This window comes from Leuconostoc gasicomitatum LMG 18811 (assembly GCF_000196855.1).
Classification (GTDB): Bacteria; Bacillota; Bacilli; order Lactobacillales; family Lactobacillaceae; genus Leuconostoc; species Leuconostoc gasicomitatum.
On sequence record NC_014319.1, the window covers coordinates 637845 to 660654 of the forward strand.

Consider the following 22810-nt stretch of genomic DNA (forward strand, 5'->3'; position numbering starts at 1 on the left):
TTATGGAAAATGGACGTTTATTTAATATCTTACAAAAAGTGTTACTAAAGCCAATGACCAAAATAGCGCAATACAGAATTGTTCGCGCAATTATGGCAGCAGGAATGGCTTCTATTCCATTTACAATTGTTGGATCAATGATACTAGTTTTGAATATATTGCCTACTGTATTTCCTTTTCTAACTGATTTTTTCAATGCCACATTCTTTAAATTTAGTGATCTTTATATGATTGCTAACACAGCAACTATGGGTATTTTGGCGATGTACTTTAGTTTAGCCATTGGATTTGAATTAACCCGTATTATTCAAGCAGAAGATAAATTGAAAGTTGCACCGTTAAATGGCGCATTCTTGTCATTATTTGCTTTCTTCATGTGTTTGCCTGAATTAGTAATGAAGGGCGGTAAAATTGTCCTAGTGAATTCTATTACTGCTAATGAAAAAGTTATCAATGGATTTAGAATGACTAGCACTATTGATAGAATTGGTACTAGTGGCATTTTCACGGCTATTATTATGGCAATTTTGGCAGTGTGGTTATATACTTTCTGTGTTAAGCACAATTGGACAATCAAAATGCCTGATGCTGTACCTGAAGGGGTATCTCGATCTTTTACTGCTTTAATTCCAACGTTTGTGATTGCCCTTGTTGTACTAGCTATCAATGGGGGATTGGTACTCCTTGGAACTGACATTTTTAAAATGATTGCCATTCCATTTAGTTTCGTTACAAGCATGACTAGTACTTGGTTAGGTGTTATGGTTATTGAATTCCTAATTCATGCACTCTGGATTGTGGGTATACATGGTGCGAACATTATTTCTGCATTTATTACACCTATTTTCTTAGCCAATATGGTAGCAAATTCGCATGGTGCGAACATACCATTTGCTGGAGAATTTAATAATTCGTTTGCAATTTTAGGTGGATCAGGAGCAACATTAGGTTTGTGTATATTTATTGCTTTGCTTGCACGATCCGAGCAACTAAAAGTATTAGGACGCGCTTCAATTGTACCGTCGCTATTTAATATTAATGAACCACTAATATTTGGTTTGCCTATTGTCTATAATCCTTATCTGGCTATTCCATTTTTCTTGGCACCAATGGTTACCGCATCAGTTGCTTACGCGGCAATTAATTTCCACTTTATTCGACCTATTGTTATTCAGGCACCGTGGCCATCACCAGCCGGAATAGGTGCTTTCATCAGTACTGTTGATTGGCGGGCGTCAGTATTAGCCATACTTTGTGTTATCATTGCCTTTCTAATCTACCTGCCTTTCATCAAAATATATGATACAAAATTGTATCATGATGAGCAAGGAATACCTACTAAAAGTTAAAATAAAGTCATTGTATGACAACAGATTTATTTTATTTGTTACAATGTTTTGAAGGAGTAACAACAATGATAAAAAAAGATGGTCATACACATACACAATTCTCACATCATGGATCTCATGAACCATTAGATGATTATATTGAGCGGGCAATTTCATTAGGATTCACAGAATACGTGGTAACCGAGCACGCACCATTACCCACAATGTTTTTAGAGCATTTCACAGGGCCAAGTGAGGCACGTCACGGTTCGGCAATGTTGATCACCGAATTAGCAGCGTACCAAAAAGAAGTTAACCGTGTTCAGTTAAAATATGCTGATCAAATTGACATCAAAAGTGGTTTTGAACTCGACTATTTAGAAAACTATGAGACAGAATTACGACAATTTATACTCATGCAAGCAGACTGGCTAGATGAAGTAGTTGTATCAGTTCATTTTTTGCCAAACCATGATAAGTTAGTTGCACCAATTGATTTTGATCCAGAGACGTTAGCAAAGTACTTTCCTGATATTCATAGTTTGCCACAAACTGTATTTAAAAACTATTTTAATACAGTGCAAAAAAGTGTACGTTTTGCGGCAACTTTACCAAATGACATTGTCATTAGAATTGGACATATGACGTTAATTCGAAAGTACCAAAAATATTTTAATCTGCCAAAATTTGATGTTGATAATCAATTGCGAATTGATGATCTGTTAATGCAAATTAAAAATGATCATTTTCAACTTGACTATAATGCGGCTGGACTTATGAAACCTTATAATGGTGAAACTTATCCAACCCTTGATATTGTTCAAAAAGCAAATGATCTAGGGATTGAATTAGTTTATGGTTCTGATGCACACGAGGTGAGTGCTGTTGGCCAATTCTATAATATGACTGTATCTGATACTTTAAAAAACGAAAAATAAGTATTGACATATAATATTATGGGTGTATGATTAGTTTAATCTAATAAATAATTTCTGAAGTTGGAAAAGTAATTGAAATCACGTTGTACAGAAAGTGCTTAAGCTAACGCATTGAGATGAGCGCCTACGTATTCAATGAAACACACCGACGAGAGAAATGATCAAAAGTCATTTCGGAAACTCCCGATACCGAGTACACCTATTGTAATGGGTGAATGAGTAGATAGACGTAAGTTTATCTAAAATCAAGGTGGGAACACGTATAAACGTCCTTGCAAACTATGATTATAGTTTGTAAGGACGTTTTTTATTGGAAAAATATTATAATTAGGAGAAATTGATGGGCGAAAAAATCTTAGCAGCAGGATCACATGATGAATTTGGTGAAGCTTTGGTGCAAAAACAGCAAATAACGCATTTGATCAGCAAAACATTAAATAAAAAAGCGTTTGTGGCCATTAATACACCATTGATTGAACGAGAAAGTGTTTTTGAACAATATCAACATGATAATGTGTTTCATCTGCGTGATCAAATGGGTGAAAATTTAGTGTTACGACCAGACCTAACTTTGCCTGTTGCACGATTTTTGGCATCTAAATCACAACAAGCACGTGTTCAAAAATTTTACTATATTGGTGATGTCTTTCGACGTACTGATTATCTATCTGGAGAATACAATCAGGAGACACAGGCCGGCATTGAATTAATTGGCGATAGCAGTTTTAAGGCTGAAATACAGGCATTGGATATTATGTTAGATTTTGCGCAGCAATTTGAAATTGCGGATGTTCAAGTTGTAATTAGCGATACAAGATTAATTGATCGTGTCTTAGGCACGCTTGATATATCAAGTAAACAGCAAAAATTACTTAAACAAGCGATTGAAAGTAAAAATATGACAGCTTTTGAGAAAGTTCGAATGACAATAAAAGATTTTCCGGCACACTTAACTAGATGGCCTTTGGCATTTGGTGAAGATGGTGAAACTGTGATGTGGCAGTTACAAGATTTGCCGGAAGTAAATGATCTTGTTGATCGTTGGTTGAAATTAGCAACGTTCATTCATGAACATTATCCTGATGTCGCTGTTACTGTTGATCTTGCAGCGGCATCCCCACAACCTTATTATACAGGTACAATTATACGTGGTTTTGTACCAAGTCTGGGACGTTATCTTTTTAGTGGTGGTCGTTATGATCGCTTATTAGAAAGTTTTCAAACAGAAAGCTTACCGGCAGTGGGGATGGGTTTCAATATTGATACAATTATGGCTGAATGGCAACGCGAGGTGGCAGATCATAACCCTGAGGAACCAATTGTTGTTGTACTGGCCAAAGGACGTGTTGAAAAAGATACGCGCCCGTTATTAAAATCAGCTGGTATTGATACAACACCTTTAGAAAATCAAGATCGAAAGTTAGTATTTGATAGTCCAGATGGTATTTATCGCTTTATTTTGGTAAAACCTGATGACGTGATTAAGTACCTAGATCGTGGCATTGGCGATGTTGGTATTGTCGGTTCAGATACGATTGCTGAACAAATTCAAAATCACTATGATGTTTTGAACCTACAAACGGGGCAAGCGGCATTTGTACTAGCAGCCCCTCAAAATTTTATGATTAATGGGATACAACGTAAACGTATTGCAACTAAATACCCTAAAACGGCTAGTCGTTATTTTTCTCAACATGGAGAAGACGTTGAATTAGTTAAATTGTCAGGTTCGGTCGAGTTAGGGCCGTTAACTGGTTTGTCAGATGCGATTATTGATATTACACAAACTGGTGATACTTTACGTGAAAATAATCTTGTTATTTATGACACAGTTGGTGAAGTGGCAACACACTTACTTGTCCGACCAGGTGCCTTATTGCAATTTCAATCAAAATTAAAACAAGTGATTGAAAACTTAATCACGTTACTAAATCAGACAAAGTGAGGAAAAAACGATGCAAATTATTAAAAATGAGTCAATTGATCAAATCAAATCACGTATACGTCAGCAAACATCAAAAACAAGTGATCCACTGGTTGAATCACGAGTGATAAACATTATTAAAAACGTACGTGAAAAAGGAGATATTGCTTTAAAAGCATATGCCAAAGAATTTGATCATGTTTCGCTGGATGAATTGAAAGTAAGCGCAGAACAAATTGATTTAGCAGTTAAAAATGTTGATCCTGCGGTCATAAAGGCATTAGAAAAAGCAGCCGTAAATATTCGCTCATTTCATCAATTAGAATTGCAACAGTCTTTTGAAGAGTCACCACGTTCTGGTGTGACAAGGGGCACAAAAGTCACGCCATTGTCGGCAGTAGGAATTTATGTGCCAGGAGGAACAGCAGCCTATCCATCATCTGTTTTGATGAATGCATTACCAGCAAAAATTGCCGGTGTTGAAACCATTATTATGGTGACACCACCACAAAAAAATGGTTTAAATGACGCTGTATTAGCTGCAGCACGAATTGCTGGTATTGATAGTATTTACCAAGTCGGTGGGGCACAAGCAATTGCAGCGTTAGCTTACGGGACTGAATCAATACCACAGGTAGATAAAATCACAGGACCAGGAAATGCTTACGTCGCGACTGCTAAGCGTGCAGTCTTTGGACAAGTGGCGATTGATATGATTGCTGGCCCATCAGAAATTGGTATTTTGGCTGACGAATCAGCACGAGCTAAAGATGTAGCTGCTGATTTGTTGTCACAGGCTGAACACGATATCAATGCGCGCGCCATTTTAATTACGAACTCAGAAAAGTTAGCCCAGGCAGTTTTTGACGAAGTGAATGTACAGCTAAATACCTTGCCAAGGGCAGCTATTGCTCGAGAGGCGATTGATAATAATGGCTTTATTTACTTGGTTGATACAATTGATAATATGATTGATTTAATGAATGCAGTTGCACCAGAACATTTGGAAATTCAGCTTGAAAATGCATATGATTACATCAATAAAATACAAAATGCAGGTTCAGTATTTTTAGGTAAATACGCTTCTGAGCCATTAGGCGATTATCTAGCTGGACCAAATCATATTTTGCCAACTGGTGGAACAGCGCGATTTAGTTCAGCATTGGGTGTCTGGGATTTTCAAAAACGTATTCAATATTTGTACTATTCAAAAGATGCATTATTAGATGACGTTAATGATGTCACAGTGTTAGCACGTGAAGAAGGTCTGGAAGGACACGCGCGCGCAATTGAAATTCGTCAGTCATAAGTCGCTTAATATTAATGTATAGAGATGGATAGAAAAGGATAAATTAACGATGTCAAGAATAGCAAACATCACCAGAAATACATTTGAGACACAAATCAAATTAATGTTAGCAATCGATGAGCAAACATTAATTTCAGTGAATACGGGCATTGGGTATCTTGACCATATGCTCACACTATTTGCCAAGCATGGCCGTTTTGGTTTGCAAGTAACAGTTAATGGTGACTTAAATGTTGATTCACATCATACAACTGAAGATATTGGTATTGCATTAGGTGAGGCGTTTACGCAAGCACTGGGTGATAAATCAGGTATTGAGCGCTACGGTGCACAATTGATACCGATGGATGAGACCTTGTCACGTGCGGTAGTCGATTTATCTGGACGTGCCTACTTAGTTTTTCAAGCAGAACTGACAGCACCATTGTTAGGATCATTTGAAACAGAAGTGGTTGAAGATTTTTGGCAAGGATTTGCAGACCAAGCACGTGCCAATGTGCATATTGAAGTGCTTTATGGTCGTAATACACACCACAAAATTGAGAGTATTTTCAAAGCAATGGGGCGTGCAATGCGCCAAGCAGTGACGATTAATCCTGAAATTAAAGGGATTAATTCAACCAAAGGGGTGATTTAATGTCAAAAGAAAATCCGGTTATTGTAGTAATTGATTATGGCGCTGGTAATATTTTCAATGTCATGAAAGCAATAAAGTATGTGGGATTAGCAGCCAAATTAACAAAAGATCCTTCCGAAATTTTAGCAGCAGACGGTCTTGTCATTCCTGGTGTTGGCGCTTATAAAACGGCCATGGACAAAATCAATGAGAACCAACTTTTAGTACCAATTAAAAAAGCAGCAAACAATGGTACACCGATTTTAGGGGTTTGTTTAGGCATGCAGTTGTTATTTGACTCATCAACAGAATTTGGTGAAACAATCGGATTTGGACTTATTCCAGGTGAAGTAGTGAGATTACCACAAAATACTGGTTTTAAAGTGCCGCAAATGGGATGGAATCAAAACAGTGTTACGATTGAGAATGCCTTAACGCAAGGCATTAAAAATGAGTTTACTTATTTTGTACATTCATATTATGTCAAAACAGATCCGAAATATATTGCGGCTAGCGTTGATTATGGTGTACAAGTGCCAAGTGTTGTTATAAAAGATAATATTATTGGGGCACAGTTTCATCCAGAAAAATCTGGTGAAGTCGGGTTACGTGTTTGGCAAGCTTTTGCAAATATGGTATCAGATAAGGCGGTGAACGTGTGATATTACCTGCAATTGATTTATTAGGCGGTCAATCAGTCCGCTTATTACAAGGCAATTACAATGCCGTCACAGTAGTCGACTCAGATCCCGTTGCACAAGCAAAAAAAATTGATAAGGCCGGTTTACATGCATTACATGTTGTTGACTTAGATGGCGCAAAGTCCGGTTTAGCAGCTAACTTCAAGACGATTCTATCCATACGGCAAAACTTTACTGGTTTCCTAGAGGTTGGTGGAGGTATTCGAACACTAGACCAAATTGAACAATATTACAATGCCGGAATAAATCGTGTCATTCTTGGATCAGTTGCTTTAAAAAATCCCACTTTGGTACGGCAAGCAGTTGAAAAATATGGTGAATTAATTGCTGTTGGTATCGATGGCAAAGATGGAAAAATTGCAACAGAGGGATGGCTTGAACAGTCAAATATTAGTTTTGAAACATTGTTGTCTGCCATGATAGCTATTGGCGTGAAACATTTTATTGTGACTGATGTGGTTCGTGATGGCATGCTTCAAGGACCAAACATTGACCTATTAGTTAAACTACAACAACACTTTGTGACGGCTAATATTATAGCTAGTGGTGGTATCGCGCAAATGAGTGATTTGGTTGCTTTAAATCAAGCCGGCATACAAGATATTATTGTTGGCAAGGCTTTAGCTTCAGGTAGCATATCGCTGACACAGTTAGCTGAATTGGAGGAATAGTATGGCATTAGCAAAACGTATTGTACCGGCACTTGATGTTAAAAACGGTCGTGTTGTGAAAGGCATTAATTTTCTTAACTTGCAAGATGTTGGTGATCCAGTTGATACGGCAATTGCTTATCAAAATTCTGGCGCAGATGAACTTGTTTTTTTAGATATTTCGGCAACTTTGGAAGGGCGAACGACAATGATAGAGATGATTGAACGTGTTTCGTCTGCTGTTTTTATTCCTTTAACAGCTGGTGGTGGGGTAACTGATTTAGCAAGTATACGCGCTATAATTCAAGCAGGAGCTGACAAAGTGTTTTTGAACTCAGCAGCTGTTACTAATCCTGATATTATTCGGCAAGGCGCAGAGGCTTTTGGTTCACAGGCGATTGTTGGGGCAATTGATTCTAAATGGAATGACAATTTAAAGAAGCACCAAGTTTATGTTTCTGGGGGAACCAAAGCCACCAATCTAGAAACAATTAGTTGGGCAAAAAAAATGGTACAGTACGGTGCTGGTGAATTATTAGTGACAAGTATGAATACTGATGGTACTCAAAATGGCTACGATATCGCATTATACCAAGCACTAACTCAAGCAGTTAATGTGCCAATTATTGCTAGTGGTGGTGCGGGGAAAAAATCTGATTTTAAGACTGTATTTAAATCTGGGCATGCAGATGCTGCGTTAGCTGCCTCCGTATTTCATTATGGCAAGATAGCAATATCTGATTTAAAAGAAAGTTTATATCGTGAAGGGTTGGTTATGAGGTTATGACAATTGAGCAAACACCTGATTTTAATAAGCCTTATCAAAACAATCTCGTGCCAGCCATTATAACTGATGTCACAACTGGCGCTATTTTGATGTTGGGATATATGAATGAAGCGAGTTATGCATTGACAAAATCAACGGGTGAAACTTGGTTTTGGTCACGAGAACGTGCTGAATTATGGCACAAAGGGGCAACTAGCGGTCATACACAGCAAGTTGTCTCTATGACTTTGGATTGTGATTTAGACACAGTACTTATTCAAGTGATACCAAATGGCGTAGCATGTCACACAGGAAGGTATTCATGTTTTTTTAATCCTGTAATTGATAATGATTTTAGAGTTAACACCTGAACGCTATTGTCAAATTAATGAACAGCAATAGCGTTTTGTTCAAGGAGAAGTAATTATGATGCAACAATCAATTGAAGCACTTTATAAACAGGCACTGAACCGCAAAAATAAGCCAGAAGAAAGTTCATACACAAATTACCTTTACACTAAAGGGTTAGATAAAATTCTAAAAAAAATTGGTGAAGAGTCAACAGAGGTGATCCTTGGTGCAAAAAACACGAATGATGAACTAATTTATGAAACTGCTGATTTATTGTTTCATTTAATGGTATTATTAGTTGAAAAGGATGTCACACTTGATGACATCAAAGATGAACTAGGTTCTCGTCAAGGACAAGAATCACGTTTGCATGAGCGTAAAGATTGGAGAGTTTGAATAATGAAAGAATCAATTAAGAACATGAAAGCTTATCAGGCTGAATTACCTGCTGAAGCTGTTAAAGCTAAATATGGTTTATCACACTTAGCACGTTTGTCAGCTAATGAATCAGTATATGGATCATCACCAAAAGTGTACCAAGCAATTAGAGCAACAGCTGCTGATATTTTGGGATACTATCCAGATGGTCAAGCTACAATCTTGCGAGAAGCAGTTGCCAAACATGATAACGTGGCGCCTGAGAGTTTGGTATTTGGTGTCGGCGCTGATGAATTGATTCAATTATTGACACGGACAGTATTAACGCCAGGATCAAATATTATTATCCCAGATCCAACATTTGGCGAATATGCCATGCATGCACAAATAGAGCAAGCTGATACAAAAAAAATACCAGTGAAACTAGAAACGGGTCAAGTTGATTTCGATGCCATGTTAGCAGCAGTAGATGAGAAGACGACAATGGTATGGCTGGCTAACCCTAATAATCCAACGGGTGTGTTTGAAAAGCGGTCAGACATTTTAGCTTTCTTGGAAAAGTTACCCAAGACAGTGACATTGGTCGTTGATGAAGCATATTATGATTTTGTTGATGAGCCAGATGCAACTGTTGCGATAGATGTCAAAAATTATACTAATCTTGTTGTTTTGCGTACTTTATCAAAAGCCTACGGTTTAGCAAATTTACGAGTTGGTTATGGTATCATGCAAGAACCATTGTATGGTGTGATGCAAGCAGTGCGTTTGCCTTATAACCTCAATACTTATCAAATTGTTGGCGCTACTGCAGCGGTTGAAGATCAAGATTATTTGAATCAAGTGGTCACAAAGACACAAGTTGAAAGAAAGCAGTTTCAAACATTTTTACGTGACAATAACTTGACTTTTTATAACTCGCAAACTAATTTTCTTTGGATTAAGGTTGGTGATACGAAAAAGGTTGGTGAATATCTACTATCTCAAGGTTACCAAGTCAATGATCATTTAAATTCAGAATGGATTCGAATTGCTTTAGGAACATCAGAAGATAACGTTGGGATGCGAAAAGCCATTTTAACCATTATGAAATAATTAATTAAAGGACAATAGTGTCCTTTTTATTTTGATTATGATGTAATATAGGCCTAGTGGGGATAATAATAACATTTTGATTATTTTACGCTATCTAACTACTTTGTAATATGGTAAAATGAATAAGTAAAAGACGGTTTCACTCATAATGTTCGTTTTTTACTAAAAAATAAAACGTATACTCACAGAGGGACACTCACGGATAGGCGCAAACAAGCCACTGTTGATTTTTTGAATCGCAGGGCTTTCTCCGATAAACCTATCCCGTCTGAAAGCAGCTGAGGATGTACTAGGAGAAAAATATGTCTGGTGTAATTGTTGTTGGTTCGCAATGGGGCGATGAAGGTAAAGGAAAGATAGTTGACTTTTTTTCGGAAAATGCAGATGCAGTTGTTCGCTATCAGGGTGGCAATAATGCTGGGCATACAATCTGGCATGGTGAGACTAAATTTGAACTTTCTGCGTTGCCATCGGGAATTTTAACTAAAGGTCAGTTAGCAATTTTAGGCAATGGCGTTGTCGTTAATCCTGAAGCATTGCTTGCAGAAATTGACAAAGTTGAATCAAAGGGTATTTCGATTGAAAATTTGCGTATTTCTAATCGTGCACATGTGATTATGCCATACCATATTGCACTGGATAAAGCAGCTGAATCAGCATCAAATAATCGTATTGGTACGACTAAAAAAGGTATCGGCCCGGCCTATACAGATAAAATTTCTCGTGTGGGTATTCGTATAGCTGATTTAATTGATCCAGAGGTTTTTTCAAAACTGCTTAAAGAATACTTACCATTTAAAAATGATCAGTTGACAAAATTATACGGTGAAGAAGCCTTAGATTATAATGATATTTATAACACTTATGTTGAATATGGTCGCTTATTAGCACCGTATGTGACGGATACTTCCTATTTGTTAGGGCAACTAATGGCTGATAAAAAACGTGTGGTATTTGAAGGCGCACAAGGAATCATGTTAGATGTTGATCATGGCACGTATCCTTATGTCACAAGTTCAAATCCAACGGCCGGTGGTGTGATGAACGGTGCTGGTGTTGGACCTAAACAAATACAAGATGTTGTCGGTGTGATTAAAGCCTATACATCACGTGTTGGTGAAGGGCCATTTCCAACAGAGCTTCATGATAATATTGCGGCACATATTCGCGAAGTTGGCCATGAATACGGGGTTGTGACTAAACGCCCACGGCGTATTGGTTGGTTAGATGCAGTGGCATTACGCCATGCGGTTCAAGTATCTGGTTTGACTAAATTAGCAATTAATTCATTAGATGTGTTGTCTGGCTTGAAAGAATTGAAAATTGCGACATCATACACGTATAGGGGTGAAGAAATTCATCATTTCCCGGCATCAGACACATGGTTTGATGGATTAGATGTTAATTGTGAAACATTACCTGGTTGGGATGAAGACATTACCGAAGTGCAGTCTTTTGATGCTTTACCAATTAATGCTCAAAATTATTTAAAACGAATCTCAGAATTATTAGAAGTTGAATTATTAAGTTTTGCTGTTGGTCCAAAACCAGAAGAAACGCATCTTTTGAGTGCAGTTTGGCAGTAAGCTATCAGAGTAAGGGGTAAGTAGAGACATGGAAATCCAAACTGCCGATTTGCTTTTTGTGCCAAATCAACATCATGATATGGACGAAGCAATTGCTGCATCAACTGGTAATTATGTTCATGTTGCTATTGCCATAGATAGTAAACACGTGATTCATGCAAGCCCGCGCTATGGCGTTGTGAGACAAACACTGGCTGTTTTCTTAAATGAATCTAATCACGTGGCTGTCTATCGACCAAGAGTTGAAAATAGTGATGGCGTTGTGGCACGTGCCTGCCAATTTGAACATCAACCTTATAATTTTTCATTTTATAAAGATGATCCAGGGGTCTATTGTTCTCAGTTAGTAGCGGCTGCATTTAAAAGTGTCATTGATTTTGATGAGGAAACCATGCAATTTGGGGATGGTGAACACCAAATATCAGACTTCTGGTCTGCTTATTATTTAAAATTAGGTGTTGACGTACCATTAAATCAACTGGGAACAAATCCTAACAAAATGGCAACATCAGAGTACTTGCAATTCATTGGTCAACTATAGATATTAACAAATTCATTATAAAAATCGTATGATAGTCAGTGGCGTTCACTCAATATCATACGATTTTTTAGTGATCATATGTGCTGAAAAAATAATCAATCTCAATTACAAATGATTAATTGTCGCGTTGCAAAGCCAATAATCGTTCTCGTAACGCATCATCATAAGCTGTTAAATAGAGACCATATTTACCACGTTTGATTAATACATTTAATACATTAGCGATAAATTCTTGATATTGTGCTGATGTGAATTGTAGATCTTGACGTTTCTTAAAAATTTCTTTGTGCGAGTATTTTTCTGGGATAATCGTCATGCTGTCCGTTTTGGCATCATAACCAAAGGATGGACCAATAATCATGCCAACATAATTTAAATCAAAACCTTGTAACGTATAAATTGTGCCAACCTGTGTGATAGAAGATTCTCTTTTAGCCCAGTGTGTGCGTTGCGGATCCCATTCATCCCAAGGTAATGAAAAAGAATCCATTTCGACATTATGCCGACCATCAATTCGAGGAAATCCTGATGTTGCTACAACTCGGCTTAAACCAAAATTTTTATTTTTAACCTTTATTTTTTCGTAAAGGGCGCCAGCAGTTGAAAAGACTTCGAATTCAAAATGACTATTGTTGGGAAAGGGTGTAATCGGTTTTTGTGCGGTTAGCTTATCCATCCAATCAACTTGTGCATCGCTGGCAATCATGCGATATTGGAAATCCATATTAAACTGTTTATGGGGATGATTACCAATCGTATCTATCAATAATTCTTGTGACCAGTACATTTTTGATTGAAAAACTTGCTTAAAATCGTACACTACCACAACAATTTTGGCGAGATTTATTAGATCAGTCAGTTGGTTCTTGCCACGATAGTGAGCGTAGGGTTCAGATTTTGAGTATAATAAGTGTGCTTCATCAACAAAAATGACATCATATTTATGATTGCTTTTTTGTGCATCGTTAATGAGTGCAGTTGGTCGCCGAATATCACGTGGATTCAGTCCAGAAAAATCTTTTGCCATATCTTGGTACGCTTTATAAAGTTCTGGATGATTAACAACTAAGGCTGTTTTATAGTGTTTATCTGTCATGTATTGTCGAACAAGTTGCATCAAAACAACGGATTTGCCAGTACCTGCAGCGCCTTGAATGATAGCGACAGCATGTTGTTTTCTTACAATACTATCATTAATATAGGTATTCATATCAGCAATGACACTTTGTTGGTCATCAGATAATTTGTCAATTAAAAATTGTTCTTTTAAAACTTCGTTCATTAGTAGATCACCTCATTAGTAATTATTATACTATAATGCTATATGTTTGTTGGTTAAATTAAAAGGCAACCCACCAATGGCGTATTGGTGGGTCGCCGCATAAAAAATTAAGTTATTGTTATTTCAAAGCTACGTTTAAGCCTTAATGTACTCTGTTTTAGAAATAATGATATCATCTGTATCGGCATCAATATCTGCATATAAATCAGTTACGTCAGGGTGTGCTAGATAATAATCAGCTAAGTGGTCTGCAATTTTATCTTGTAAAACACGACGTAGAGGTCGCGCGCCAAGAGTTGGATTATAGCCAAGTGCTACTAATTTTAACTTTGCTGCGTCACTCACACTAACATGTAAGTTATTATCAGCTAAATTATTGTTCATGTCTGATAACATGAGATCAACGATTGCCAAGAGATTTGCTTTTGATAATTGTTCAAATTCAATAATGTCGTCAAAACGATTTAAAAATTCGGGTCGGAAATAATTTTCTAAACGTTGTAATAATTTGTTTTGTGCGTCTAGCTGATTAAATCCCATTGGAACGTTACCAGTATCAGTTGAACCAGCATTTGAAGTCATAATAATAACAGTATCTTTGAAGCTGACAACATGGCCTTGTGCATCAGTCAAGCGACCATCATCTAAAATTTGTAAGAACATATTCATCACATCAGGATGCGCTTTTTCAACTTCATCAATTAAAACGAGTGAATAAGGATGACGTCGTACTTGTTCAGTTAGTTGACCAGCTTCTTCATAACCAACATAGCCAGCTGGGGCACCGATCATTTTAGAAACAGCGTGTTTTTCCATATATTCAGACATATCGAAACGAATTAAGGCATCTTTACTGCCAAACATTTCTTTTGCTAGTTGCTTAGCTAATTCAGTCTTGCCGACACCAGTGGGGCCAACGAATAAGAATGACCCAATTGGACGACCTGATTTTGTTAAACCAATACGATTACGACGAATGGCTTTGGCAACTGTCTGAACGGCAATGTCTTGTCCGACAACATGTTGCGCCAATTGATTATCTAGTTCTTGTAATTGATTAGCCTCATTATCTTTTAAATCGCCAACTGGTATATCTGTTTTATCTTCAATAATTTGAAGAATATCTTTTTCAGTCACAGATTGTGGTTTGAACATCTCTGGGTGCGCTTCAACTTGAGCTTTTTGAGATTCGAGCTGATTGGTTTGATCACGCCAGTAGCTTGCTTTTTCAAAATCTTCTTTGTCAATTGCATCTTGCTTTAATTGATCGGCAGCATCTATTTTTGTTTGAATTGATTTTGGATCGGCAATTGTCATGGTCAAATTTTTACGAGAGCCTGCTTCATCGATTAAATCAATTGCCTTATCCGGTAAAAACCGTTCAGGGACATAACGATCTGATAATTCAACAGCAGCGGTTATGGCATCATCGGTAAAAGTGACATGATGATAGGCCTCATAACGTTGTTGAATACCTTTCAATATTTGGATTGTAGCCTCTTTTGATGGTTCTTCAATTTGAACAGGTTGAAAACGTCGTGCGATTGCGCCATCTTTTTCTATTTTACGATATTCATTTAAGGTCGTGGCACCAATAAGTTGGAATTCGCCACGAGCTAAGGCTGGCTTTAAGATATTACCGGCATCCATACCGCCTTCGGCATTACCAGCGCCCATAATCTCGTGAACTTCATCAATGAACAAAATTACATCATCGTTGTCAGCTACTTCTTTCATTAATTGACGCATACGCGCCTCGAACTGTCCACGCATAGCAGTACCTTGTACCATAGCAGACATAGCTAAACGGATGACGTCTTTAGAACGTAATTTCTCAGGTACTTTGTTTTCAACAATTGCCTGCGCTAAACCTTCAACTACTGCTGTTTTACCTACACCAGGTTCACCAATGAGAACAGGGTTGTTTTTAGTTCGACGGTTAAGTATTTCAATTGTACGAGCGACTTCTAAATCACGGCCAATTACTGGATCAAGCTTACCATCACGTGCTTGTTGTGTGAGGTTAATACCATATTCTTCTAGTAAAGTAGGTCTTTTTTTAGTTTTATCTTTTTTATTCTGTTGTTGGTTAATATTAGCTTGATTATCAGGTTGTGCCGACTGCATTTGTTCGTTCATTGCACGCATCATTTCATCAAAATTAATATTGCCAAATCCAAATGGGTCTTGTGATGCCATAATATTAAGTCGTGTGAGATATTGCACTAAGTCAACAAATCGTTTGTCAGTGATTTCACACGTTTCCTTTCTATAATATAGTCTTAGTATAACACCTTAATATTAAATTACAATTAAAATTAGCACTCTTTTGTTTTGAGTGCTAAAAGAAAATATTGTATACTATATTGTGAGGTGACTAAATGGATTATGAACAATTATTAATCGACTTACGTGATGGTGAAATTGATGAAATTGTTATCACACCAGCAACATTTCCGGCATTTCAAAAAATTTGGCGAGATTTCACATCTCAAAACCGTATTCGAGGCGTCGCGGGAAAACAAGGTAATATTAAATATGTCCGTGCAAATTAATCGGCAGTTAAACGCTTTTTTATGCTACAATATTATAAGTTAAGCATAAAATAAGGTGTGCGCATTTTTTGATAATAGAAAGCACAAAAGGGGCAGCATAGTGGCATTTTCATTTGGACAACGAAACGTCGGTATCGATCTTGGTACGGCCAACACATATGTATATATTGAAGGACGTGGTATTGTTTTGCGTGAACCGTCTGTTGTTGCGCGAAATACACAAACAAACGAAGTAGTTGCTGTGGGTTCAGAAGCAAAAGATATGCTTGGCAGAACACCAGCTAGCATTGCGGCTATTCGGCCGATGCGTGATGGTGTCATTGCAGATTATGATACGACAGTAGCAATGATTCGTTACTATTTACAAAAAGCGTTAGGTGGTCGTATTGGTAAGCCATATGTTACTATTGGTGTGCCTTCAGGTGTAACAGCTGTAGAGCGGCGCGCTGTTATTGATGCTGCTCGTGTTGCAGGTGCTCGTGATGCGTATGTTATTGAAGAACCTTTTGCTGCTGCCGTTGGTGCAGGATTACCCGTTATGGATCCAACAGGTTCTATGGTTGTGGATATGGGTGGTGGAACAACTGACGTTGCCACTATTTCGTTAGGCGGCATTGTGTCGAGTCGCTCAATTCGGATAGCCGGAGATAAACTCGATGAAGCAATTGCTAATTTCGTACGTAATAAATATAATGTGACTATTGGCGAACCAACAGCAGAACGCTTGAAAATTGAAATTGGTGCAGCTTCGTTAGAATTAGCAAGAACATTACCTAATGCATCAGTACGTGGACGAGACTTGTTGACTGGTTTACCAAAAACAATTGATGTCACAGCTGAAGATGTTGCAACATCAATTCAAGAGCCGGTTCAAGAAATTGTCGCTGCAATTCGTGAAACCCTAGAATCTACACAACCTGAACTAGCTGCAGATGTTATTGACCATGGTATGGTATTAACTGGTGGTGGTGCAATGCTGCGTGATATGGATAAAATAATTCAAGAAGCGACAAAGGTGCCAGTCTTAATTGCTAATGAACCGCTTGATGCTGTGGCAATTGGTACAGGTGAAGCATTGAAGTCTATTGACGTGATGCGACAAAGTTAAGTAGCAAATGAGATAAATTGAACACCAGCGTAGCGCTTGCGCTACGCTTTTATTTTTGAAACAAGGGGATACAAAATGCGTAAAATATTTTCGTCGCGCGCTGTTGTAACAATTATTATTTCGCTCATTGTGATTGTGGGGCTGATAGCGGGATCCAATTGGTGGGCAAAGCGAACAAACACACCACCTTTTTTTCAGCGTTTTAGCAATGATTTAGCTGGTGGTGTGAGTCGTATTATTTCAGTACCAACTACAGCTATTGGTCGCTCAGCTAATAGCATTGGTAATTTATTAGATACGTTTGAAGAAAATCGTGAACTAAAATCAAAAATTGATGAATTTGCACAAGATAAGGTGAGACTTCAAACAGTAGAAGAAGAAAATAAAACGCTCAAAAATCAACTGAAGCTCAAAGCAACTTTGACAGATTATAAGACAGTATCCGCGGTCACTATTAGTCGGTCACCAACGACATGGCAGTCTCAGTTGGTTATCAATAAAGGACTGAAATCAGGTCTTAAAAAGGGGATGCCAGTATTGTCTGGTGCTGGCATTATTGGTCGAATAAGTGAGGTAAATACAACTAATTCGAAGGTGGCACTTATATCTGATACAAGTGAAGATGCGAATCGATTTGCGATTACAATTAAGGGTGGTAATGGAGATGTTAATGGCATTGTGACAGACTTTAATCGTGAAAAAAATCAATTAATAATGAGTCAAGTCACATCAGAAAATCAGATTAAAGCTGGAGATTTGGTTGAAACATCGGGATTGGGTGGTGTTATTCCTGCCGGACTTTATGTTGGAAAGGTTTCAAGTGTGACCCGAGATGACTATGGGTTGTCTAAGCAAATTAATATTGAACCAGCGGCTGATTTGGGTAACGTTACAACAGTAGTTGTTGCTGTATCACAGATTGGAGCGCAATAATGGCATTTTGGCAGTTAACACGATTACGAGTTGTATATCCGGTGCTTTTATTTTTTTTATTGTTTGTTGATGGCTCATTAATGGCTGGTATGGGTGGTATTTTGACTGCTTTTCCATGGTACATTCTGCCAACACTCACATTGGTTTGGCTCTTTTATGCTATTCAATTTGAGGTAGATAAAGATATGCCATTTTGGCTGTATGTTATACTCATTGGCATATTATTTGACATGTACTACACAGGTATTTTCGGTACGTATACGTTGGCATTTATTGTAGCAGTTGCTGTGATGAAACAGCTGCACAAAGTACTAGATGAGCGTTTGCTGAGCGGTATAACCATATTTTTGATTGGATTAATTGTTTATCTCGTTGTTACCTATGGTGCTGGATTTATCATTGGCAGTGCAAATGTGAGTTTGGTCACTTTTTTCGTATTTGAAGTGTTACCGACTGCTATTTTGAATATTATTGTAGCCACAATTTGCTACTATCCCACTTGGTCATTATTTCAGTTTTTAAAATAAATATTGACAAAAAAAATAAAAAGACTATAATAAGAAATATATTAAAAAACGTTGAGCAGAAGAGTAGTTTAACATTTTCTTCAGAGAGTTTGCGGGTAATGTGAGCAAATGATTATGTTAAATGAAACACATTTGCGAGTGTGTGATTGAATGAAGTAGATCACATCGGATTTGCCCGTTACCGCATACAGTCTTTTGACTTATTAAGGCATAATCAGTGATGATTGTGTGATAAGAGGTGGCACCGCGTAAAAACGCCCTCTGAATGCATTTGTATTCAGAGGGCGTTTTTGTGTTTGCTATAAAAGACTGACAGAGTAGTTTTGTGTGAACAAAATTAAAATCTGAGGTGGTATCACGCTGACGCGTCCTCTTGCAAAACATTTTGCAAGAGTTTTTTTAATTGAAAGTAACGTAATTAATAATGACGTTTAAAAAAGGAGTAACTGATGAACTATTTTCTAGAATTATTACCGAGTTTATTGTCAGGTTTAAAAATGACATTGGGGGTATTCTTTTTCACAATTATTGGGTCTATCCCATTGGGAATCATTGTATCCCTTGGTATGAAATCTGAATATTTTACGATTCGTTGGCTAATTAATGGGTATATTTGGATTATGCGAGGAACACCATTATTGCTACAATTAATTTTTGTTTATTATGGATTAGGTATGATGGGTATTTCTTTTCCAAGATTCGAAGCAGCTATTATTGCTTTTATTATTAACTATGCGGCCTATTTGGCTGAAATATTCCGTGGTGGGTTGCAATCTGTCCCTCGTGGCCAATATGATGCGGCCAAGGTGTTGGGTTTTACAAAAATACAAACATTTTTTAAAATTGTGCTACCCCAAGTAATTAAAATTGTTGTACCATCCTTTGGCAATGAAGTCATTAACCTGGTTAAAGATACGTCATTAGTATACGTTATTGGGTTAGGAGATATTCTACGGGCAGGTAATATCGCTGCCAGCCGTGATGTGACATTAATTCCTTATTTGCTCGTTGGATTAATTTATCTTATCATGACGGCGATTGTAACTGTACTATTGCGACGTACCGAAAAACGTTTAAATATTTGGAGATAAGCAATGTTAGAAATTAAAAAATTAACTAAAACATATAATAATAATACTATTTTTAGGGATTTGGATTTAACTGTCTCCGATGGTGAGGTACTTAGTATTGTTGGTCCTTCTGGTATCGGAAAGACAACTTTGATTAAAATATTAGCTGGTTTAGAGACTGCAGATGCCGGTGAAGTGACCCTAAATAGTGAACGCTTACCAGTTGATGGGACACGTACAGACGCTAAAGTTGGTTTGATTTTTCAAGATTTTAATCTTTTTCCAAATTATACGGTGTTAGACAATATTATTCTGGCGCCCATTAATGTTAATAAAATTGATAAAGCAACGGCCAAAGATCAAGCACGCAGTATTCTTGACACATTGGGCATGTTAAACAAAGCGGAATTGTATCCTTTTCAATTATCCGGAGGACAAAAGCAGCGTGCAGCAATTGCGCGAGCGTTAGCGATGGATCCACAAATTTTAGCGTATGATGAACCAACGAGTGGACTAGATGAAGCATCAACTAAGCAAGTTGCTGAAATTGTTAAAACATTGAAACACCGTGGTGTGACACAACTTATTATTACACATGATCAATTTTTTGCGGAAATAGTATCAGATCGTGTCTTTGATTTTTCAAAGGAGGTAGCACGTTAATGGTGAGCATGAAGAAAAAAATAGTTGTGAATGCAATTATTGGTTTGCTGTTTTTCGGTATAGTTGTGTGGCTTGCAGTTGGATTAAGTGCAGGTGCCAAGCATAATTCGCAAGCTAACCAAGAAACGTCAAAAACTGATGAATGGCAACGTATTAAACAAGATAAACAAATTACAATTGGTTTGGATGACACTTTTGTGCCAATGGGATTTAGAGACAAAGACGGTAAAATTATTGGTTTTGACGTTGATTTGGCCAATGCTGTTTTTAAAACGATGGGAATTACCGTTAAGTGGCAGCCAATTGATTGGTCAATGAAAGAAACTGAACTCAACACTGGCAATATTGATGCAATTTGGAATGGTTATACTAAAACGGCTGCTCGTGAGAAGCAGGTTGCTTTTTCAAATACGTATCATAATGCGACACAAGTTTTGGTCACGCTAAAGAAAAATAATATTAATTCTTTTTCTGATATGAAAGGCAAGGTGCTTGGCGATCAAACTGCCTCTAGTGGTGATGAAAGCTTTAACCAACATCCAAAGGTACTCAAGCAGTATGTTAAAGATCAAAAAGTTGTTGGTTATGATACTTTTGATAAAGCATTTAATGATTTGAATGCTGGTCGAATTGATGGATTGCTAATTGATGAAGATTATGCACGATATTATGTTGCCCATCAAGCAAACCCTAGAAACTATACGGTTACAGTTGGTGGTTTCTCAGTTGATGAAACAGCTGTTGGTTTCCGTAAATCGGATAATCAATTACGACAAGCTGTTAATCAAACACTATCTCAGTTTAAAAAAGATGGTCGAATGAAACACATTGAAAATAAATGGTTTTCAAATTAAAATGATTGATTTGTTAGTAAAAAAATAATGAGTACATCATGAATGATAAAGAGCACAAGCAGATTGATAATCACTAGTCTGTTTTGTGCTTTTTATTTAAGTTATTTATCGATGCTAATTGTCATACAATTGTAAAAAATGGTAAACTAGTAGTATTAGAAACTGAAAGAGGAACGGCATGCTAAGAGATTCATTGTGGATAATTATCGTAACGCTCCTAATTATTAACACTTTTGGTGCGATTATTACTGTTTTTAGTCAAAAAAGGGATATTGCCACTATTTGGGCGTGGTTACTTGTCTTACTAACATTACCTGTTGTTGGCTTTTTTATTTTTTTCTTGATAGGTAGTCGTATTTCAAATAAAAAGATTTTCCGTTTAAGAACACAGGATATGCGTGGGTTAGAGCAGATAGCATATAATCAACGGCAACAACTTGAAAAAATTGAAGAACTGTTGCCAATTCCTGACTCCGCTTCCGAACTAGTGCGTTTATTTTTAACATCTGATGATGCTGTGTTAACACGTGGCAATGAAATTCAAATTTTTACGAATGGTTTTGATAAATTTAACGCATTGTTTGAAGATATTGAGCATGCGACACATCATATTCATTTGGAATATTTTACAATTTATGACGATAAAATTGGCAACCAATTAATTGATTTATTAACCAAAAAAGCGCAAGAGGGCATTGAAGTCAGAATTGTTTTTGATCAATTTGGTTCGCATGGACAACACCGAGACATGTACAAGCGCTTACGTGATGCTGGGGGAATAGTGGTGCCGTTTTTGATGCGACGTTTTCAACTTTTGACGTTGCGTTTCAATTTTAGAAATCACCGTAAAATAGCCATTATTGATGGCACTATAGGTTATATAGGTGGTTTCAATGTTGGAGATCAATATCTTGGTTATTTTAAGAAGTTTGGGCATTGGCGAGATACGCATATTCGTATTCATGGTGATGCGGTATTATCTATGCAAAGTCGCTTCTTGATGGATTGGAATGCCACGGCCGAAGCTGAAGAAGTACTTTCCGAAACAATTGAATATTTTCCAGAGATCGTTCAATTACCAGGTCTAGCTATGGTTCAAATAGTATCAAGTGGACCAGATAATGACATGAAACAAATCAAGCAAGGATTTATGCGAATGTTTGCTTCAGCACGAACAGAAATAACGATTCAAACACCATATTTTATTCCAGATGCTGCCATTTTAGAAACGCTTGAAATAGCTGTTATGTCGGGTGTTCGTGTGCGTTTGATGATTCCAGACCGTCCTGATCATCCAATCGTGTATCGCGCAACGCAATATTATGCTAAAGAGCTAATTGAATTGGGTGCAGAAGTTTATCGCTATGATGGTGGCTTTTTGCACAGTAAGGTCGTTAGTATTGACCACGAGATTGGGACAGTTGGTTCAGCCAATATGGATATTAGGTCGTTTGTCTTAAATTTTGAAACAAATGCTTTTGTCTATGATCCAGATTTCGCAGCACGATTAGAGGATATGTTTGAACAAGACATTAAAGATGCAACAAAATTAACAATTGAGGATTTTGAGCAACAGTCGTTTTGGTTAACTTTCCTTCAGAAGTTTAGCCGACTATTTTCGCCAATACTATAAAAACT

The 22810-nt window shown here is 37.2% G+C and carries 23 protein-coding genes and 1 other annotated feature; of the genes, 21 read left to right on the forward strand and 2 right to left on the reverse strand.

Features of this window, described 5'->3' with window-relative positions; translation table 11 throughout:
- Nucleotides 1-2 precede the first annotated feature (2 nt).
- The 13 genes from celB to LEGAS_RS03190 all read left to right on the forward strand — a co-directional run bounded on the left by celB (nt 3) and on the right by LEGAS_RS03190 (nt 12180).
- Nucleotides 3-1349, forward strand: coding sequence for a PTS cellobiose transporter subunit IIC (gene celB / locus LEGAS_RS03130; RefSeq protein WP_010385517.1), 1347 nt, complete (start codon nt 3-5; stop codon nt 1347-1349).
- A gap of 65 nt (nt 1350-1414) precedes the next feature.
- Nucleotides 1415-2266: a histidinol-phosphatase HisJ gene (gene hisJ / locus LEGAS_RS03135; RefSeq protein ID WP_013231384.1), complete on the forward strand. Its 852-nt coding sequence runs from the start codon at nt 1415-1417 to the stop codon at nt 2264-2266.
- A gap of 340 nt (nt 2267-2606) precedes the next feature.
- Nucleotides 2607-4211 (forward strand): ATP phosphoribosyltransferase, encoded by a 1605-nt coding sequence (gene hisG / locus LEGAS_RS09875; RefSeq protein WP_013231385.1) that lies wholly within the window; start codon nt 2607-2609, stop codon nt 4209-4211.
- A 10-nt stretch (nt 4212-4221) separates the two neighbouring features.
- On the forward strand, nt 4222-5499 hold the full coding sequence (hisD, locus tag LEGAS_RS03145; RefSeq protein WP_013231386.1) for a histidinol dehydrogenase: 1278 nt from the start codon (nt 4222-4224) through the stop codon (nt 5497-5499).
- Between the two features lie 49 nt (nt 5500-5548).
- Complete coding sequence (gene hisB / locus LEGAS_RS03150) at nt 5549-6136, forward strand: imidazoleglycerol-phosphate dehydratase HisB (RefSeq protein WP_010388442.1); 588 nt, start codon at nt 5549-5551, stop codon at nt 6134-6136.
- Nucleotides 6136-6777 carry an imidazole glycerol phosphate synthase subunit HisH gene (hisH, locus tag LEGAS_RS03155; protein WP_010388440.1) on the forward strand — a complete coding sequence of 214 codons (642 nt, stop codon included), beginning with the start codon at nt 6136-6138 and terminating at the stop codon, nt 6775-6777. The genes hisB and hisH overlap by 1 nt, the downstream gene beginning before the upstream one ends.
- Complete coding sequence (gene hisA, locus LEGAS_RS03160; RefSeq protein ID WP_013231387.1) at nt 6774-7487, forward strand: 1-(5-phosphoribosyl)-5-[(5-phosphoribosylamino)methylideneamino]imidazole-4-carboxamide isomerase; 714 nt, start codon at nt 6774-6776, stop codon at nt 7485-7487. Before hisH ends, hisA begins: the two co-directional genes overlap by 4 nt.
- A gap of 1 nt (nt 7488) precedes the next feature.
- Nucleotides 7489-8253 carry an imidazole glycerol phosphate synthase subunit HisF gene (gene hisF, locus LEGAS_RS03165; RefSeq protein WP_013231388.1) on the forward strand — a complete coding sequence of 255 codons (765 nt, stop codon included), beginning with the start codon at nt 7489-7491 and terminating at the stop codon, nt 8251-8253.
- Nucleotides 8250-8603: a phosphoribosyl-AMP cyclohydrolase gene (hisI, locus tag LEGAS_RS03170; protein ID WP_013231389.1), complete on the forward strand. Its 354-nt coding sequence runs from the start codon at nt 8250-8252 to the stop codon at nt 8601-8603. The genes hisF and hisI overlap by 4 nt, the downstream gene beginning before the upstream one ends.
- Before the next feature lie 55 nt (nt 8604-8658).
- A complete protein-coding gene (gene hisE / locus LEGAS_RS03175; RefSeq protein WP_013231390.1) occupies nt 8659-8979 on the forward strand; it encodes a phosphoribosyl-ATP diphosphatase in 321 nt (106 codons plus the stop codon).
- A 3-nt stretch (nt 8980-8982) separates the two neighbouring features.
- On the forward strand, nt 8983-10053 hold the full coding sequence (gene hisC, locus LEGAS_RS03180) for a histidinol-phosphate transaminase (protein ID WP_013231391.1): 1071 nt from the start codon (nt 8983-8985) through the stop codon (nt 10051-10053).
- A gap of 302 nt (nt 10054-10355) precedes the next feature.
- Nucleotides 10356-11639, forward strand: a complete 1284-nt coding sequence (locus tag LEGAS_RS03185) for an adenylosuccinate synthase (RefSeq protein WP_013231392.1) — start codon at nt 10356-10358, stop codon at nt 11637-11639.
- Between the two features lie 28 nt (nt 11640-11667).
- Nucleotides 11668-12180: a YiiX/YebB-like N1pC/P60 family cysteine hydrolase gene (locus LEGAS_RS03190; RefSeq protein WP_013231393.1), complete on the forward strand. Its 513-nt coding sequence runs from the start codon at nt 11668-11670 to the stop codon at nt 12178-12180.
- A gap of 115 nt (nt 12181-12295) precedes the next feature.
- On the opposite strand, the gene LEGAS_RS03195 is transcribed toward LEGAS_RS03190, so the two are convergent.
- Nucleotides 12296-13462, reverse strand: coding sequence for a DUF2075 domain-containing protein (locus tag LEGAS_RS03195; protein WP_010389469.1), 1167 nt, complete (start codon nt 13460-13462; stop codon nt 12296-12298).
- A 135-nt stretch (nt 13463-13597) separates the two neighbouring features.
- Complete coding sequence (locus LEGAS_RS03200) at nt 13598-15661, reverse strand: ATP-dependent Clp protease ATP-binding subunit (protein ID WP_013231394.1); 2064 nt, start codon at nt 15659-15661, stop codon at nt 13598-13600.
- Between the two features lie 182 nt (nt 15662-15843).
- Here LEGAS_RS03200 and LEGAS_RS10035 point away from each other — a divergent pair, with 182 nt between their 5' ends.
- From LEGAS_RS10035 to cls, 8 genes are all read left to right on the forward strand, one after another.
- Nucleotides 15844-16017 (forward strand): hypothetical protein, encoded by a 174-nt coding sequence (locus tag LEGAS_RS10035; protein WP_010389467.1) that lies wholly within the window; start codon nt 15844-15846, stop codon nt 16015-16017.
- Nucleotides 16018-16117: 100 nt separating this feature from the next.
- Complete coding sequence (locus LEGAS_RS03205) at nt 16118-17125, forward strand: rod shape-determining protein (protein ID WP_010389466.1); 1008 nt, start codon at nt 16118-16120, stop codon at nt 17123-17125.
- Nucleotides 17126-17200: 75 nt separating this feature from the next.
- Nucleotides 17201-18058: a rod shape-determining protein MreC gene (gene mreC / locus LEGAS_RS03210; protein WP_010389464.1), complete on the forward strand. Its 858-nt coding sequence runs from the start codon at nt 17201-17203 to the stop codon at nt 18056-18058.
- Nucleotides 18058-18585 (forward strand): rod shape-determining protein MreD, encoded by a 528-nt coding sequence (gene mreD / locus LEGAS_RS03215; RefSeq protein ID WP_013231395.1) that lies wholly within the window; start codon nt 18058-18060, stop codon nt 18583-18585. Before mreC ends, mreD begins: the two co-directional genes overlap by 1 nt.
- 42 nt (nt 18586-18627) lie before the next feature.
- Nucleotides 18628-18850 (forward strand) — a binding site (T-box leader).
- A 184-nt stretch (nt 18851-19034) separates the two neighbouring features.
- Nucleotides 19035-19676 carry an amino acid ABC transporter permease gene (locus LEGAS_RS03220; RefSeq protein ID WP_010016943.1) on the forward strand — a complete coding sequence of 214 codons (642 nt, stop codon included), beginning with the start codon at nt 19035-19037 and terminating at the stop codon, nt 19674-19676.
- A gap of 3 nt (nt 19677-19679) precedes the next feature.
- Nucleotides 19680-20318 (forward strand): amino acid ABC transporter ATP-binding protein, encoded by a 639-nt coding sequence (locus LEGAS_RS03225; protein ID WP_010389459.1) that lies wholly within the window; start codon nt 19680-19682, stop codon nt 20316-20318.
- Nucleotides 20318-21172, forward strand: a complete 855-nt coding sequence (locus LEGAS_RS03230; protein WP_013231396.1) for an amino acid ABC transporter substrate-binding protein — start codon at nt 20318-20320, stop codon at nt 21170-21172. The genes LEGAS_RS03225 and LEGAS_RS03230 overlap by 1 nt, the downstream gene beginning before the upstream one ends.
- A 178-nt stretch (nt 21173-21350) precedes the next feature.
- Nucleotides 21351-22805, forward strand: a complete 1455-nt coding sequence (gene cls, locus LEGAS_RS03235; protein WP_013231397.1) for a cardiolipin synthase — start codon at nt 21351-21353, stop codon at nt 22803-22805.
- Nucleotides 22806-22810: the final 5 nt, after the last annotated feature.

What these genes read in the sequence shown, in the direction of transcription:
- celB (WP_010385517.1), top strand. Translation starts at nt 3, where the DNA reads ATGGAAAATGGACGTTTATTTAATATCTTACAAAAAGTGTTACTAAAG.
- hisJ (WP_013231384.1), top strand. Translation starts at nt 1,415, where the DNA reads ATGATAAAAAAAGATGGTCATACACATACACAATTCTCACATCATGGA.
- hisG (WP_013231385.1), top strand. Translation starts at nt 2,607, where the DNA reads ATGGGCGAAAAAATCTTAGCAGCAGGATCACATGATGAATTTGGTGAA.
- hisD (WP_013231386.1), top strand. Translation starts at nt 4,222, where the DNA reads ATGCAAATTATTAAAAATGAGTCAATTGATCAAATCAAATCACGTATA.
- hisB (WP_010388442.1), top strand. Translation starts at nt 5,549, where the DNA reads ATGTCAAGAATAGCAAACATCACCAGAAATACATTTGAGACACAAATC.
- hisH (WP_010388440.1), top strand. Translation starts at nt 6,136, where the DNA reads ATGTCAAAAGAAAATCCGGTTATTGTAGTAATTGATTATGGCGCTGGT.
- hisF (WP_013231388.1), top strand. Translation starts at nt 7,489, where the DNA reads ATGGCATTAGCAAAACGTATTGTACCGGCACTTGATGTTAAAAACGGT.
- hisI (WP_013231389.1), top strand. Translation starts at nt 8,250, where the DNA reads ATGACAATTGAGCAAACACCTGATTTTAATAAGCCTTATCAAAACAAT.
- hisE (WP_013231390.1), top strand. Translation starts at nt 8,659, where the DNA reads ATGATGCAACAATCAATTGAAGCACTTTATAAACAGGCACTGAACCGC.
- hisC (WP_013231391.1), top strand. Translation starts at nt 8,983, where the DNA reads ATGAAAGAATCAATTAAGAACATGAAAGCTTATCAGGCTGAATTACCT.
- LEGAS_RS03185 (WP_013231392.1), top strand. Translation starts at nt 10,356, where the DNA reads ATGTCTGGTGTAATTGTTGTTGGTTCGCAATGGGGCGATGAAGGTAAA.
- LEGAS_RS03190 (WP_013231393.1), top strand. Translation starts at nt 11,668, where the DNA reads ATGGAAATCCAAACTGCCGATTTGCTTTTTGTGCCAAATCAACATCAT.
- LEGAS_RS03195 (WP_010389469.1), bottom strand. Translation starts at nt 13,462, where the DNA reads ATGAACGAAGTTTTAAAAGAACAATTTTTAATTGACAAATTATCTGAT.
- LEGAS_RS03200 (WP_013231394.1), bottom strand. Translation starts at nt 15,661, where the DNA reads ATGGCATCACAAGACCCATTTGGATTTGGCAATATTAATTTTGATGAA.
- LEGAS_RS10035 (WP_010389467.1), top strand. Translation starts at nt 15,844, where the DNA reads ATGGATTATGAACAATTATTAATCGACTTACGTGATGGTGAAATTGAT.
- mreC (WP_010389464.1), top strand. Translation starts at nt 17,201, where the DNA reads ATGCGTAAAATATTTTCGTCGCGCGCTGTTGTAACAATTATTATTTCG.
- mreD (WP_013231395.1), top strand. Translation starts at nt 18,058, where the DNA reads ATGGCATTTTGGCAGTTAACACGATTACGAGTTGTATATCCGGTGCTT.
- LEGAS_RS03220 (WP_010016943.1), top strand. Translation starts at nt 19,035, where the DNA reads ATGAACTATTTTCTAGAATTATTACCGAGTTTATTGTCAGGTTTAAAA.
- LEGAS_RS03225 (WP_010389459.1), top strand. Translation starts at nt 19,680, where the DNA reads ATGTTAGAAATTAAAAAATTAACTAAAACATATAATAATAATACTATT.
- LEGAS_RS03230 (WP_013231396.1), top strand. Translation starts at nt 20,318, where the DNA reads ATGGTGAGCATGAAGAAAAAAATAGTTGTGAATGCAATTATTGGTTTG.
- cls (WP_013231397.1), top strand. Translation starts at nt 21,351, where the DNA reads ATGCTAAGAGATTCATTGTGGATAATTATCGTAACGCTCCTAATTATT.